This is a genomic window from Curtobacterium sp. MCJR17_055 (genome assembly GCF_003224335.1).
GTDB lineage: Bacteria > Actinomycetota > Actinomycetes > Actinomycetales > Microbacteriaceae > Curtobacterium.
The window spans coordinates 60,088-74,027 of sequence record NZ_QKLF01000004.1; the positions used below are offsets into that span (position 1 = coordinate 60,088).

Sequence of the window (13,940 nt, forward strand, 5' to 3'; positions counted from 1 at the left end):
GACCCCGACGACCATCGCTCCTGCCGAGGAGGACACCGTGCCGCACGCCTTCGACCCCCAGCGCTCCCGGCCGGTCGCGCTCGCCGACGTCGCCGCGGCGGCCGGCGCGGGACCGCTGACCGGGGCAGCCGCACGGACCGTCGTCACGGGCGCCGCGGTCGCCACCGCGGACCTCCTGCCCGGCTGGCTCTTCGTCGCGGTGCCGGGTCGTCGTGGCCACGGCTCCCGGCACGTCGACGCGGCCCGTGCCGCCGGAGCGGTCGCGGTCCTCACGGACGACGCCGGGGCGCGTGACGCTGCGCTCGCGGGGCTGCCGACCGTCGTCGTCCCGGACCCGCGCGCGGTCCTCGGTGCGGTCGCCCGGGTGGTGTCGGGCACCGCCGACCTCGGGTTCCCGCTGTTCGGTGTCACCGGGACCAACGGCAAGACGTCGACCGTGTCGATCCTCGACGCGGTCATGCAGCGCCTCGGGTGGACCACCGCCATGACCTCCACCGCAGAGCGCCGCATCGCCGACGAGGTCGTCGCCAGCCGGTTGACGACGCCGGAGGCCACGGAACTCCACGCGTTCCTCGCGCGTGCCCGTGAACGCCGCGTCGACGGAGCCGCGGTCGAGGTCAGCGCACAGGGGCTCACGCGCCACCGCGTCGACGGCGTGTGGTTCGACGTCGCCGGGTTCACGAACCTCAGCCACGACCACCTCGACGACTACGTGGACATGGACGACTACCTCCGCGCGAAGGTGCAGCTGTTCCAGCCCGACCGGGCCGGACGCGGCGTCGTGTCGCTCGACTCGGCCGCCGGTCGCGCCGTCGTCCGGGCGAGCGGGATCCCGGTCGAGACGGTCACGAGCGACCCGGGCACGTCCGCGGACTGGCGGGTCACGGTCCTGGAACAACGCCCCGACGGCACCCGCTTCCGGATCGACGGCCCGGGCGTGCACGTGAGCACCGAGGTGCCGTTGCTCGGTCGTCACATGGCCGCGAACGTCGGGTTGGCGGTCGCGATGCTCCGCGCCGGCGGTGTCCCCGCGGACGACCTGGTCGCGGCGGTCGACGGCGGGCTCGACGTCGTCGTGCCGGGGCGGATGGCCGATGCGTCGAGTGCGACGGGTCCGCGCGTGTTCGTCGACTTCGCGCACACCCCGGACGCGTTCGCGAAGAGCCTCGCGGCGATCCGTGCGTTCGCCAGCGGCCCCGTGGCGATCGTCCTCGGCGCGGACGGCGACCGCGACCCGAGCAAGCGCGGTCCGATGGGTGCGGTGGCGGCGACGATGGCGGACCTCGTGGTCGTCGCGGACCACCACCCGCGGTTCGAGGACCCGGACGGCATCCGGGCCGCGGTCCTCGACGGTGCCCGGCGGTCCGGGGGGACTGCCACGGTCGTGGAACTGGCGGACCCGGCGCAGGCGATCCGCCACGCCCTCGCCGCGGTGGGGGAGGACGGTGTCGTGTACTGGGCCGGTCCGGGGCTGACCGACTACCGGGACGTCCGCGGCGTGCACGTGCCGTACTCGTCCTTCCGGGACGCGCAGGCTGCACTCGCAGAGGCCGGTCACCCGGCGCGGGAGGCCGTCTCCGCCGTCTGACCGTCGCGGGCGACGTGGTCACGGCCCGCCCGACGACGTTCCGCCCGGCGCCGACGGCGGCGCACGGCGGAGACCGTGCCGATGGTGATCATCACGACGCCGTAGGTGAGCAGCAGGCCGGCGAGCGTCGGCAGCAGCCACGTCCGGGACCCGTTCACCACCTGGTTGACCGCGCCGAGCCCGGGCACGCTGTACCAGACTGAGCCGCGGACCTGCGCCGGGATCACGGGGTCGGCGTCGGCCTCGGCGTTCGCGTCGCCGCGGAACACGAACGTCCGGGAGCCGTCCGAGGACGCACCGATCGCGACGACCCGGTGCGTGACCACCTCGGGCCGCCCGGAGACGAGCTGGTAGGTGACGACGTCCCCGACCCGGATGTCCTCGGGTGCGACCGGACGGACGACGACGAGCGTCCCCGGCGGCAGGGTCGGCTCCATCGACTGTGTCAGGACGGAGAGCGGCACCGAGCCGGTGGCCTTCGGGAGCACGACGAGCACGACGGCCAGCGCCGCCACGAGCAGGACCAGCCCGGTGCTCAGACCGAGTCCGACCGCGCGGAGGAGTGCCGGGAAGCCGGTCGGGACACGACGGACGGCGGGGCGGGCGGCGTGGCGGGGCCGGGTCGCGCCTCCGGCCCGGGTGCCGCTGCTGATCGCGGTCATGCGCCGCACCGGATGGCGGGGCCGTCCTGCTGCGTGAACAGGGTCACCGGCCCGGAACCGGCGATGTCGTCGGTCGGCTGCCCGGCGTCGTCGAGGACGCGGACGTCCACGGTCACGGGCCCGGCGGGGGTGCCCGGCGGGAGGTCCACCGGAGCGATCTGGAGGGTTCCGTGGTAGCCCTGGTCGGACGCGCCGACCCGCTTCTCGCCCACGTAGGCGGCGTAGTAGGTGGCGTCCGGCCGGGTACCGCGGGCCCAGGCCACGTCGACGTAGTTGCCGTCGTGGTCCGTGCAGGTGAACGCGGGGAGGCCGTTGCCCGTGTTGAGGTACAGCCCGCCCGACACGGTGGCGGAAACCCAACTCCCGTTCGCCGTCGTCAGTTCGAGGTGCACGTCCGTGGTCGCCTGCGGGGGTGCGTCGGCCCGGACAGTCGACCGGATGCACCACACGGCATCGGCCCGCGGCCCGAGGTGGGACACCAGGCTCGGGAGCGCGGCCCAGGTCCCTCGGACGGCACCGCTGCCGACGTCCCCGGTCGCGGTGCACCCGTCGGCCGACGGGACGGGCCACGCCACGACGTCGACGGCCTGGGCGAGGGCGACCGACCCGGCGGCGACCAGGACGCGCGTCGCGGTCGTGCCCGCGATGTTCCCGGTGTTCCGCAGGGTGACCGGGCGGGTGGCGGTCGGGTCGGCGGAGGTGAAGGTGGTCGTGATGGCCTCGGTGCCCGTGATGCCCGCGACCACCTTGCCGTTCGTGACGCTCGACGCGGTGGTCCCGGTCGCGGTCCACAGCGCCCAGGCGACGGAGGAGCCACCGCCGACGAACGCGGCGACGAGCACCACGGCGAGCAGGACCCGGAGGCGGCCGTTCACCCTGCCACCTGCGTCCCCGTGACCGTCAGGGTGAAGTCGGTGACGGCACCTGAGACGGTCTGCGGCGCGTCCGCGTCGAGGACCACCTCGACGCAGGCCGTGCCCGTGACCCCGACCGGCAGCGTGTAGTAGCCGCTCCCGGTGTCGAACGCGGTCGGGCGGGCACTGTAGCCGCCGAGCCCGGCCCGGCAGTCGGACGCCCGCGCGACCGCGGCGAGACGCACGGTGAGCTCGTCGAGCACGGCGGCGTCGGGGACGGAGGGGACGTAGGCCACCTTCGTCCCGGTCAGCGCGAGCCGGATGGAGAGCGGGACGGTGCCGGTGTTCCGGACGGTGAACGTCCCCGTCGTGCTCGTCCCCGGCGCGAGCGGTGCCGCGTCCGTGACGCGCATCGCCGTGACGGCGAGGGTCGCCGTGCCCGACCGGATCGTGACCGCGTCGGTCTCGGCGGAGCTGTTCCACAGGGCGTAGGTGCTGCCACTGCCCATGACAGCAGCGCTCACGGCGGCGGCGAGAGCGATCCCGAGGGTCCAGACCCAGCGCCGACGACGGGGCGCGCGGTGGCGTCCCGTCGTCGGTGTGGTCCTCGTCATGGTCGTCCCCCTGGACGTCGCGGTCCTCGTGGTGCGACGGACGACGGGCGGGTGAGGGGCCCGCCGTCCGCCGTGTCCGGGTCGCCGTCCGTTCCCGGGCGGCGTCGGTGCGTCAGGAACCGATGGCGGTCTGGGTGAGCGTGAACGCGAGCGCGCCGACGTCCACGGTGCCGCCCTGGCCGGTGGTCGCGGACTCGGGCAGGCTGATCGTGAAGACGACCTGCACGGTCGACCGGGCCTGGGACGGCGTGACCTCGAAGGCCGTGTCGGAGGTCCTGCGGAGCGCGGTGCTCGTCGAGGTGACCTCGAGGTGCTGGGTGCTCGCGTCGATGAGCTCCTGGTCGCCGGTGATGCTCTGCGGCGCGTAGGTGAGGAGGGCGCGGAGGTCCGTGCCGGTCGCGCCGACCACGAGGGTCTGCGTGAAGCGGTAGGTGTTGCCCGGGACCATGAGCACCTGCGTCGGGTCGATGGACGCGGACCTCCCGTTCGTGATGTCGGTCCAGGAGCCGTCGTCGTCCGCCGTCAGGGTGAAGGTGCCGGAGCTCACCCCGGTCGCGGCACTGCTGGCCTGCGCGTTCCACAGGGCGAAGGAACCCGCTCCGCCGAGGAGGAGGGCGACGCCGGCGGCGCTCGCGATGGTGCCGGTCACGATCTTGTGCATGGTTCTTCCGTTCCTGCGCGGGCAGCGCTGTTGGCGTCATGGACTTCGGGAGAGCCCGACGGGACGGCTGTCATCGACCCCTGCGTGCAGGGGGCGCGGCTGACCGGTGCCGGAGGACGGCCGGTGCCCAGGAGTGAGGGAAACTCGGGCTCGGTCGTCCTGTGGTCGAACCTACCCGGTCCCCCATACTGCGGACAGGGCACTATGCGTTTGCATCGGCCCCAGTTCGGGGGCGGAGCTCCTGCCGCGCGCGTCGGCCCCGGAATGCACACCGGATCCTTGCAGTTGCATCGACCGGATCGAGGAGGGTCACATGGGCTTCGTGCGGTGGTTGTTCGACGCACAACTCGTCATCGGCGACCAGACGGTGCTGTGGCGCGAGGTCATCGGCAACGCGTTCGGGTTGCTCAGCGCCCTCGGCGGCATGCGACGCCGGGTCTGGGCCTGGCCCGTCGGGATCGCCGGCAACGCCCTCCTCTTCACGGTCTTCATGGGGGCGCTCTTCGACACGCCCAACCCCGTCAACCTGCTCGGCCAGGCCGGTCGGCAGGTGATGTTCATCCTGGTCAGCGTGTACGGCTGGTACCGCTGGACCCACCGGGCCGACGACACCGCGACCGTGCTCGAGCCGCACTGGGCCTCCTGGCGGTCCCGCGCACTCCTCGTCGTCGGCCTGGTCGGCGGCACGGCCCTGCTGACCCCGGTCTTCCGCGCCCTGGGGTCCTACGAGCCGGTGTGGAGCGACGCCTGGATCTTCGTCGGGTCCCTCCTCGCCACCTACGGCATGGCGAAGGGGTGGGTGGAGTTCTGGCTCATCTGGGTGGCCGTCGACCTGGTCGGCGTGCCCCTGCTGTTCTCGGCCGGGTACTACGCCTCGGGCCTCATGTACGTCGTCTACGGCGCGTTCACGCTGGCCGGCTTCTTCGTCTGGATGCAGCAGCGCCGCAGGCCGTCGGCGGCACCGGTCACCGTCGGCTGACCCACCGACGGCCGACTGGCTGCCCGCCCGCCTGGGGCCTCCCGTCAGCGGGAGCGCGGCAGCGTGCGCGTCCGGCGCCACCCGGCGATCTGCTGCAGCGTCACCTTCGACCCGTACTGCGCGACCGAGTGCCGGAACAGGTACTCGGCGAACCAGAGCAGCAGACCCGCGACGACGAACACCTCGACGATGCACACCACCGTCTCGAGGACGGAGAGCGAGCCGACCGCGTTCCGCACCATCGCCGTCACCGGGGTGAACGTCGGGAAGTACGTGAAGAACGCGGCGATCGGCGACGCGGGGGTCGTCGTGACGAAGAACGCGGCGTACAGCGGGATGATCACCGCGAAGAGCGCCGCGGACTGCAGCGTGGAGGCGTCCTTGATCGTGGGGACCGACGCGCCGACGGCGACGAACAGTGCGGACGCCAGCAGCACCCCGCCGACCAGGAGGAGCGCCCCGGCCACCATCCGCCACGGGTCGACCGCGAGGGCGCCGACCCGTCCCGCGACGAGCGGTAGGACCACGGCCAGCGAGAGCAGGCCCGGAACCAGGAACACCCCGACCTGCACGAGTCCGACCAGGAGCATCGCGAGGACCTTGCCGCGGATGAGCGTGCCGGCCGTGACGGTCGTCAGGATCATCTCGGAGATCCGGTTCTCCTTCTCCTCCACCACGACGGTCACCATCCGGGCGGCGAGCAGGACCACGAGCCCGAAGAACGCGGCGACGTAGAGCAGCGGCGGCACGACCGACAGCCAGCCCGGCGCGACACGACCGTCGGCGTAGGTCGTGACGTCGGTGGTCGGTGGCGACCGGAGGATGCGGACGGCCTCAGCGTCGTCGACCCCGGCGGCGACGCTCTGTTCGAGCACCCGTTGCGCGAGCGCCGAGTAGCCGTTGTTCGCGAACAGCCCGCGGTCGGCCCCGAGGACGGTGACCGGGGACGTGGACGGCTTCGCGGGGAACTCGATGAAGGCGTCGAGGTGTCCGGTCCGCACCGCCGCGCGGTCGGCCGCCGGGTCCTCGGACGGCGACCCGCCCCACCTCGCGGCGATCGGTTCCGAGACCAGTCCGGAGTGGTCGACGTAGTGGAAGGGCGTCCTCGCCGCGGAGCCGCTCGAGACCGCCGAGTCGGTGCCGGCCGCCTGCCCGATGCCGACGAGCAGCGAGACGACGATGACGACGAGGGGGAGCGCGAGCGTGCCGATCCAGAACGCGGGCTTCTTCACCGCCCGCACGAACTCGAACCGGACGACGGTGCCGAGGCGGCTCACCGTGCTGCTCCGACCGGGGCGGCGTCGGTCGCCGCGTCGTGGCCGTACAGCTGCACGAAGATCTCCTCGAGGGGGATGCGGCGCATCGCGAACGCGGTGACGTGCACGCCGGCCCCGACGAGCTCGGCGAGGATGTCGGACCCGTCGCGGGCCGAGGCCGCGGTGGGCACCAGGTGGGCGACGTGCCCCTCGTGCCGGGCGAGTCGGTACAGGTCCGACGCGGGCACGGAGCCGGTCAGCCCGACCTGCGCGATCGCGCCGCCGAACGCGTCCTGCACCTCGGGGATGGTGCCGTACGCGGCGGCGACGCCGTCCTTGAGGAGGAGGATCCGGTCGCAGAGCCGTTCGACCTCGTCCATCTGGTGCGTGACGAGGACGACGGTCGCGCCGTCGGCCTTCCGCTCGGCCACGAGGTCGAGCAGCAGCCGTCGGTTCACCGGGTCGAGACCCTTCGTCGGCTCGTCGAGGATGAGCAGTCGCGGGCGGTCCATGATCGTGATGCCGAGCTGCACCTTCTGCTGCTGGCCGCCGGAGAGCTTGTCGATCCGGACCTTCGCCTTGTCCGCGAGCCCGACGCGCTCCAGGTACTCGGTCGACCACCGCGTCGCCGGACCCCTGGGCATGCCGCGGAGCGCTGCGAAGTACGTCATCACGTCGATGACGGTCTCCTTGCGGTAGAGCCCACGCTCCTCGGGCAGGTACCCGATGCCGCCGGTGGCCGGTCGGTACGCCCCGCCGTCGATGGTCAGTGTGCCGGAGGTGGGAGCCGTGATGCCGAGGAGGGCGCGGATCGTCGTGGTCTTGCCCGAGCCGTTGCTGCCGAGCAGCCCGAACGTCTCGCCGGGAGCGATGTCGAAGGTGAGACCGTCGACCACGGTCCTGTCCCCGAACCGCATGACGAAGTCACGCACGGTGACGGCTGCTCCGGCCACGCGGCCTCCTCTCGACGTGCCGACCCTACCGAGCCCGTCTGACGGGTCCGGGCGTCGGGGCGACCCAGGACGGACGGGAGGCCCGGCACGCGACGCGCACCGGGCCTCCCGTCCGTCTCCCGGTCCGGTCGTGCCGTCCCGTCAGGGACGCAGCCAGGCGGTCCCGACGCCCGCCAGCACACCGTCCGTCAACGGCGCGCTGGCGAGCAGCAGCTCGCCCTCGGGCAGCCGGAACGGCTCCTCGCCGAAGACCGTGACGCTCGTCCACCCGTTCGGGCGGCGGAACGCCAGGACGTCGTCGCGTCCGGTCTCGACCCACTCGAGGTGCTCCGCGGCCTGCAGCTCGCGGCGCAGCCGGAGCGCCGCGCGGTACAGGTTCAGGGTGGAGTCGGGGTCGGCGTCCTCGGCCTCGACGCTCGACTCCGCGAACCAGGCCGGCTGCGGCAGGTGGGCGCCGCCGGGCCCGAACCCGAAGCTCTCGCCCGTCCGCGTCCACGGGATCGGCACCCGGCAGCCGTCGCGGCCCACGTCGACGCCGGGGTTGCGGAAGTACGCGGGGTCCTGGCGGTCGGCGTCCGGGACGTCGCCGACCTCGTGCAGGCCGAGTTCCTCGCCCTGGTACAGGTACGCGGAGCCGGGGAGCGCGAGCTCGAGGAGCGTCGCGGCGCGGGCACGACGCAGGCCGAGGCCCCGGTCCAGGTCGTCCTGTGACCCGCCGGCGAGCAGCCAGCCGCTGCCCTGCTTGTCGGTGGAGGGGGCGTGCGCGGCGTCGCCGCTGCGCGGGGGCAGCGCGTACCGGGTCGCGTGTCGGACGACGTCGTGGTTCGAGAACACCCACGTCGTCGAGGACCCGGACTGCTCCGCCAGGCCGAGGTTGAACTCGATGACCGACCGGAACTGCCCGGCGTCGAAGTCCGCCTCGAGCAGGTCGAAGTTGAAGGCCTGACCGAGCCCCTCGGCGCTGGCGTAGCGGGCACGCCGGTCCGCCGGCACCCAGGCCTCGGCGACCGCGGTCCGGGCGGGGGTGTACTCCTCGAACACCCGGCGCCACTCGGCGTAGATCTCGTGCACCTCGTCGCGGTCCCAGAGCGGGTGCGTGCCGTCCTTCGGCATCGCGGTGACCTCGGCCCAGGTCGGCAGGTCACCCGCGGGCAGGTCCTTCGCCAGTCCGTGGGCGACGTCGATGCGGAACCCGTCGACCCCGCGGTCCGACCAGAAGCGCAGGGTCCGGAGGAAGTCGTCGCGGACCTCCCGGTTCGTCCAGTCCAGGTCCGGCTGCTCCTTCGCGAAGCTGTGCAGGTACCACTGGCCGTCCCCGACAGGGGTCCACGCCGGGCCGCCGAAGATCGACACCCAGTCGGCGGGGGCGTCCGCGCCGGACGGGCCGGAGCCGTCGCGGAACACGTACCGTGCCCGGGCGGGGGAGCCCTTCGGGGACGCGAGCGCCTCGCGGAACCACTCGTGCCGGTCGCTCGTGTGGTTCGGGACGACGTCGACGATCACCCGGATGCCGGCACCGTGCAGCGCCGCGACCATGTCGTCGAAGTCGTCGAGCGTCCCGAGCCGCGGGTCGACGTCCCGGTAGTCGTCCACGTCGTAGCCGCCGTCGGCGAGGGCGGACGGGTAGAAGGGGCTGAGCCAGACGGCCTCGACGCCGAGGGACGCCAGGTACGGCACCCGGTCGGTGACCCCGCGGAGGTCGCCGATGCCGTCACCGTCCGCGTCCGCGAAGGACCGGGGGTAGATCTGGTAGACGCTCGCCTGCCGCCACCAGGTCTCGTCGGTCGCGGGGGTCGTCGGCTGGACGGCCGGGTCGAGCACGTCGGTCATGGGGTTGCTTCCTTCGGTCGGGGTCGGGCGGGTGTCGGTCACTTGATGGCGCCCTGGGTCACGCCGGCCATGACCCACCGCTGCGTGATGAGGTAGACGATGATCGCCGGGGCCATGGCCATCAGGTACGAGGCGAACGACACGTTGTAGTTGTTGCTGAACTGGGTCTGGAACATCTGCTGTAGGACCGGCAGGGTCTGCAGCGCGGGGTCGGAGGTGATCAGCGACGGCATCACGAAGTCGTTCCAGGACGCGAGGAACGCGAAGATGCCGACGGTGGCGCTCATCGGTGCCAGCAGCGGGAACACGAGTCGCCAGAACACCTGCCCCGTGCTCGCACCGTCGATGCGGGCACTCTCCTCCAGCTCGGCCGGGATCGAGCGCAGGAAGGCGGTGAAGAGCAGCACGCTGAAGGACAGCTGGAACATGACGTGCAGGATCGCGACGCCGACGGGGTTGTCGAGCCCGACCAGACCGGTGAGCTTCACCTGCGACAGGGCGAGCACCGGGAACGGCAGGAACATCGCGGCGAGCAGGTAGAAGAACGACCAGCGGAACAACCGACGGTCCCACTTCCGGGCGATGGCGTACGCGGTGAACGAGGCGAGCAGGATCGTGCCGGCGACGGTGATCGCCGCGACGAGCACGGAGATGCCGAAGGCCCGCGGGAAGTCCGTGAGCTCCCACGCCTGCACGAACCCGTCGACGCTGAACGGTGCCGGGAGCGAGAAGGCGTTGCCGTCGACCGCCTGTCCGGTGGTCTTGAACGCCATCGTCAGCGTGACGTAGAGCGGGACGAGCACGGACAGCGCGCAGAGGACGAGGACGATCGTGACCGGCCAGTTGGCACGCTCGCGCCGGCCGGCGCCGCGGCTGCCGGTGGTCCGGTCGGCGTCCACCGACCGGATGCTGCCGGTCGCCGTCGTCCCCGGTCGCAGGGGTGCTTGCAGGGACATCAGAGCGCTGCCTTCCCGCGGGTGGCCCGCAGCTGGATCACGGCGATCACGACGGCGATCACGAAGAAGATCGTCGCGTTGGCCATCTGGTAGGCGTAGTCGCCACCGTTGAAGCCCTTGAAGATCGACATCGCGACGCTGGTCGTCGAGGTGCCGGGGCCACCGTCGGTGAGCCCGACGATGATGTCGTACGAGTTCAGGAAGTTCTTGAACCCGATGACGAGGTTGATGAGGATGTACCCGGCCGTCAGCGGCACGGTGATCGAGAGCAGCTGGCGCCACCCACCGGCACCGTCGAGCGACGCCGCCTCGTACACCTCGCCCGGGATCGACAGCACACCGGCGATGTAGATGAGCAGGGTCGACGGGATCGCCTGCCACGCGGTGACCACGACGATCGCGATCCACGCCAGGTCCGGGTCCGCCAGGATGCTCTGCTCGAGCGGCGTGATCCCGAGCGTGGTTGCGAGCGCCGGCAGGCTGTTCGCGAACAGGAACGAGAACACGTAGGCGATGACGATGCCGGAGATCACCATCGGCAGCACGAACACCGCCCGCAGCGCGATCTTGCCGCGCACCTTCGCGGTCAGGGCGATCGCGAGCAGGAACGCGACGGCGTTCACGACGAGCACGGTCACGAGCGAGAAGCCGATCGTGAACAGGTACGCCTGCAGGATCGCCGGGTCGGAGAACACCGCCACGTAGTTCGTCAAGCCGATGAACCGGAACTCGCCGAACCCGACGGAGTTCGTGAAGCTCAGCACGATGCCCATCACGGCGGGGAGCGTGATGGCGAGCGTGAACAGGACGAGGGTGGGCAGCAGGAACGCGAGGAACAGCGGGTCGATCCGCGGTCGCCTCCGGCGTCCGGCCGGGAGGCTCGTGGTCCGGCCGTGCGTGCGGCCGCCGTCCGCCTTGGTGGTGAGGGTCATGGTCGTCTCCTTCACGCGGCCGAGCGGAGCGCCAGGCGCGCCCAGTCGGAGTCGAGGGTGCGGAGTTGTCGCTGCGGGTCGCCGCCGAACGCGATCGACTGCGCGTAGTTCGCGACGGGGATCTCGGCGGGGATGAGCTGCGAGGCGCCGAGGTAGAAGGCGGCGTCGTCGTAGTACGACTGCATGCCGCGCAGGGCGGGGTTCGACGCGGGCGGGGCGTCTCGCCGGACCCCGAACCCGTTGTTGTCCGCGTTGTACCGGTCGTTCACGGCCGGGGTCATGAGGAACGACAGGAACTCCCGCGCCGCCTCCTGCTTGCGCGAGGCCTCAGGGATCCAGAGCGCCAGGTCGACGTTGACCCGCACCTTCCGGTCGGCGGGGTCCTCGGTCACGGGCAGCGGGAACGTCCCGAGGTCCATGTCGGGCGTGGTCTTGGCGATCTCGCCGAGCGCCCACGGCCCCTGCAGGTACATCGCGGCCTTCCCCTGCGCGAAGGCCAGGTTGCCGTCCCCGTACCCGCGGCTGACCGCACCGGGCTGGTGCCACTCGCGCAGCTGCGCCATGCGTTCCATCGGGGCCGCGAAGTCCTCCGCGAACGACGGCGCGGATCCCGTGCCGACACGGGTGCCGGCCGCGCGGAGGGCCGCGAACGTCGCCGGGGTGTCGATCATCCCGCCGATGCTGTAGTCGAACATGCCCTGCGCGATCGTCCAGTTGTCCTTGAACGTGCCGTACACCGGTGCGATGCCCGCCTCCTGCAGCCGGCGGCACACGGCGGCGAACTCGGACCACGTCGTCGGGACGTCGAGCCCCCGCTCGGCGAACAGGGCGCGGTCGTAGATCACCGACGCGGCGGTCACGGAGTACGGCAGCGCGCTCCTGCGGCCCGGGTAGTCGGCGGTCTGCTCCATGAGGGGCCACAGGTCGGGGTTGATCGTCGCGGCCTCGGGCAGGTCCGAGAGGTCGGTGAGTGCGCCGTGCTCCACGAAGGGCACGACGGAGAAGTTGTAGTTCCAGCAGCCGAGGTCCGGCGGGCTGTTCCGCACGAAGTTCGCCGACATGCTCGACGTCGAGTCCCGGACCACCCGGATCCGTGACTGCGCCTGGTGGAACTGCGCGATGAGGTCGTCGAAGTACCCGATGACCTCGGGCTTGGACACGTAGAAGCTGATCGTCTCCGGCCGTGAGCCGGTCGACCCGACCGGTGCACAGCCCGCGAGTGCGAGGCCGCTGGCGATGCCGCCCGCCCCGAGCAGGAACGACCGCCGGCTCAGCGCGGATGCGCTGCCGGCTCGTGTGGCGCGTGGTTGCACGTCGTCTCCGTTCGCCGGGACCGGCACCGTCGCCGTCCCGGTGTGCGCGCTGCTCCGATGCAGCCCGCCCGACTAAATATACGAACAAAATCTACTCGCACAAGCTGATCGTGCCGCGGTAGTCTCGCCACATGCCGCAGCGTCGAGCGTCGCCCCGTGCCTCCAGTGCGGAGACCGTCCTCGACCACGCACTCGACGTCGGCGCCTTCACTGCGACCGAGGCGATGGAGTCGACCGGACTGACCCGCTCCACCGTGCTCGCGGCGTGCGAGGACCTCGTCGCACGCGGCTGGCTGACGGAGCTGGACGACGCGCGCACCGCCGGCGAGTACCGCATCGGTCGACCCGCACGGCGCTACGAACTCGACCCGACCGCGGGGTGCGTCGTCGGCGTCGACGCCGGACAGCACCGGGTCGCTGCGTTCGTCGCCGACCTGCGCGGTGCCGTGCTCGCGCGTGCGGAGACCGACCTCGGCACGCGGGGGCTCGACGTCGGGTTCCGCCTCGACGCGGTCGCGACCACCGTCGCCGCCGCGCTCGCCGCAGCCGGGACGGACGCTGACCGGGTCCTCGTGACCACCGTCGGGGTCCCCGCACCCGTCGACGCCCGCGGTGTCTCACCGGACGACGGCGGCTTCTGGGTCAGCATGAACCCCGGCTTCGACGCGGTCGCCCCCGGAGCCCGCGTCGTCGTCGAGAACGACGCGAACCTGGCGGCCATCGCCGAACGGCCGTCCGCGCCGGAGGCGTCCTTCGCCGCACTGCTCGCGGGGGAGCGGTTCGGCGCCGGCCTCGTCGTCGACGGCGTGCTGCTCCGCGGTGCACGGGGCGGCGCGGGCGAGCTGCGCGCACTCGGACTCGTCGTCGGTGTCGGGTCGTCGGACGGACTCGGCGCGGCGGCGCGCACCGCGGTGACCGCGGCGGTCGACGCCGGCCGGGTCGACCCGGACAGCCCGCTCGGCCGTGCCGTCGCCCGCGAGGGCCTCGACGCGGCCGCCGTCTTCCGCGCCGCGGACGACGGCGACCCCGTCGCGCTCGAGGTCGTGGATCAGCTCGGGGACCTGCTCGCCCGGGTGTGCGTCCTGCTCGCGAGCCTGCTCGACATCGACCGGGTGGTCGTCGCGGGGGCGATCGCGGGGCACGCCGGTGCCGTCATCGACCACGCTTCGGCCGTGCTCGGCAGCGGGCGGTTCGACCCGGTGCCGGAGATCGTGGCCTCGACGCTGGGGGCGGACGTCGTCGTGACGGGTGCCGTCGCGCTCGCGCTCGACACGGTCCGCGCGGATCCGCTGTCGTTCGACCTGCGGACGGCACCCGCGGCGGCGGCGGCCGTCGGCTGACG

Annotated in this window: 13 protein-coding genes; 3 read left to right on the forward strand and 10 right to left on the reverse strand. The window is 72.5% G+C overall.

All coding sequences use genetic code 11. The features are described from left to right. Positions 1-37 precede the first annotated feature (37 nt). The gene (locus tag DEJ16_RS10010; protein WP_258365915.1) at positions 38-1,588 is read left to right on the forward strand and encodes a Mur ligase family protein; all 1,551 of its coding nucleotides are present in this window, start codon (positions 38-40) and stop codon (positions 1,586-1,588) included. Here DEJ16_RS10010 and DEJ16_RS10015 read toward each other — a convergent pair. The 4 genes from DEJ16_RS10015 to DEJ16_RS10030 form a co-directional block, all read right to left on the reverse strand. Next, positions 1,555-2,250, reverse strand: a complete 696-nt coding sequence (locus tag DEJ16_RS10015) for a signal peptidase I (protein WP_110824861.1) — start codon at positions 2,248-2,250, stop codon at positions 1,555-1,557. The two genes, DEJ16_RS10010 and DEJ16_RS10015, sit on opposite strands and share 34 nt — an antisense overlap. Continuing rightward, positions 2,247-3,125 (reverse strand): hypothetical protein, encoded by an 879-nt coding sequence (locus DEJ16_RS10020; protein WP_110824766.1) that lies wholly within the window; start codon positions 3,123-3,125, stop codon positions 2,247-2,249. Before DEJ16_RS10020 ends, DEJ16_RS10015 begins: the two co-directional genes overlap by 4 nt. Next, on the reverse strand, positions 3,122-3,718 hold the full coding sequence (locus DEJ16_RS10025) for a TasA family protein (protein WP_110824765.1): 597 nt from the start codon (positions 3,716-3,718) through the stop codon (positions 3,122-3,124). The genes DEJ16_RS10020 and DEJ16_RS10025 overlap by 4 nt, the downstream gene beginning before the upstream one ends. Before the next feature lie 112 nt (positions 3,719-3,830). Further along, positions 3,831-4,379 carry an alternate-type signal peptide domain-containing protein gene (locus tag DEJ16_RS10030; RefSeq protein WP_110824764.1) on the reverse strand — a complete coding sequence of 183 codons (549 nt, stop codon included), beginning with the start codon at positions 4,377-4,379 and terminating at the stop codon, positions 3,831-3,833. Between the two features lie 313 nt (positions 4,380-4,692). Here DEJ16_RS10030 and pnuC point away from each other — a divergent pair, with 313 nt between their 5' ends. Further along, positions 4,693-5,358 carry a nicotinamide riboside transporter PnuC gene (gene pnuC / locus DEJ16_RS10035; RefSeq protein ID WP_110824763.1) on the forward strand — a complete coding sequence of 222 codons (666 nt, stop codon included), beginning with the start codon at positions 4,693-4,695 and terminating at the stop codon, positions 5,356-5,358. A 44-nt stretch (positions 5,359-5,402) separates the two neighbouring features. Here pnuC and DEJ16_RS10040 read toward each other — a convergent pair whose 3' ends face one another. The 6 genes from DEJ16_RS10040 to DEJ16_RS10065 form a co-directional block, all read right to left on the reverse strand. Then, positions 5,403-6,635, reverse strand: coding sequence for an ABC transporter permease (locus DEJ16_RS10040; RefSeq protein WP_110824762.1), 1,233 nt, complete (start codon positions 6,633-6,635; stop codon positions 5,403-5,405). Then, positions 6,632-7,531 (reverse strand): ABC transporter ATP-binding protein, encoded by a 900-nt coding sequence (locus tag DEJ16_RS10045; RefSeq protein WP_110824860.1) that lies wholly within the window; start codon positions 7,529-7,531, stop codon positions 6,632-6,634. Before DEJ16_RS10045 ends, DEJ16_RS10040 begins: the two co-directional genes overlap by 4 nt. A 177-nt stretch (positions 7,532-7,708) precedes the next feature. Beyond that, positions 7,709-9,397 (reverse strand): glycoside hydrolase family 13 protein, encoded by a 1,689-nt coding sequence (locus DEJ16_RS10050; protein WP_110824761.1) that lies wholly within the window; start codon positions 9,395-9,397, stop codon positions 7,709-7,711. A gap of 38 nt (positions 9,398-9,435) precedes the next feature. Continuing rightward, positions 9,436-10,353: a carbohydrate ABC transporter permease gene (locus DEJ16_RS10055; protein ID WP_181419552.1), complete on the reverse strand. Its 918-nt coding sequence runs from the start codon at positions 10,351-10,353 to the stop codon at positions 9,436-9,438. Further along, on the reverse strand, positions 10,353-11,285 hold the full coding sequence (locus DEJ16_RS10060) for a carbohydrate ABC transporter permease (RefSeq protein WP_181419553.1): 933 nt from the start codon (positions 11,283-11,285) through the stop codon (positions 10,353-10,355). The genes DEJ16_RS10055 and DEJ16_RS10060 overlap by 1 nt, the downstream gene beginning before the upstream one ends. Before the next feature lie 11 nt (positions 11,286-11,296). After that, positions 11,297-12,598 carry an ABC transporter substrate-binding protein gene (locus DEJ16_RS10065; RefSeq protein WP_110824857.1) on the reverse strand — a complete coding sequence of 434 codons (1,302 nt, stop codon included), beginning with the start codon at positions 12,596-12,598 and terminating at the stop codon, positions 11,297-11,299. 131 nt (positions 12,599-12,729) lie between these two features. On the opposite strand from DEJ16_RS10065, the gene DEJ16_RS10070 reads away from it, so the two are divergent. Continuing rightward, positions 12,730-13,938 carry an ROK family protein gene (locus DEJ16_RS10070; protein ID WP_110824760.1) on the forward strand — a complete coding sequence of 403 codons (1,209 nt, stop codon included), beginning with the start codon at positions 12,730-12,732 and terminating at the stop codon, positions 13,936-13,938. Positions 13,939-13,940 lie beyond the last annotated feature (2 nt).

Excerpts from the sequence above, each read along its gene's own strand:
- DEJ16_RS10015 (WP_110824861.1), bottom strand. The coding sequence starts at position 2,250 with ATGACCGCGATCAGCAGCGGCACCCGGGCCGGAGGCGCGACCCGGCCC.
- DEJ16_RS10025 (WP_110824765.1), bottom strand. The coding sequence starts at position 3,718 with ATGACGAGGACCACACCGACGACGGGACGCCACCGCGCGCCCCGTCGT.
- DEJ16_RS10030 (WP_110824764.1), bottom strand. The coding sequence starts at position 4,379 with ATGCACAAGATCGTGACCGGCACCATCGCGAGCGCCGCCGGCGTCGCC.
- pnuC (WP_110824763.1), top strand. The coding sequence starts at position 4,693 with ATGGGCTTCGTGCGGTGGTTGTTCGACGCACAACTCGTCATCGGCGAC.
- DEJ16_RS10045 (WP_110824860.1), bottom strand. The coding sequence starts at position 7,531 with ATGCGGTTCGGGGACAGGACCGTGGTCGACGGTCTCACCTTCGACATC.
- DEJ16_RS10050 (WP_110824761.1), bottom strand. The coding sequence starts at position 9,397 with ATGACCGACGTGCTCGACCCGGCCGTCCAGCCGACGACCCCCGCGACC.
- DEJ16_RS10055 (WP_181419552.1), bottom strand. The coding sequence starts at position 10,353 with ATGTCCCTGCAAGCACCCCTGCGACCGGGGACGACGGCGACCGGCAGC.
- DEJ16_RS10060 (WP_181419553.1), bottom strand. The coding sequence starts at position 11,285 with ATGACCCTCACCACCAAGGCGGACGGCGGCCGCACGCACGGCCGGACC.
- DEJ16_RS10070 (WP_110824760.1), top strand. The coding sequence starts at position 12,730 with ATGCCGCAGCGTCGAGCGTCGCCCCGTGCCTCCAGTGCGGAGACCGTC.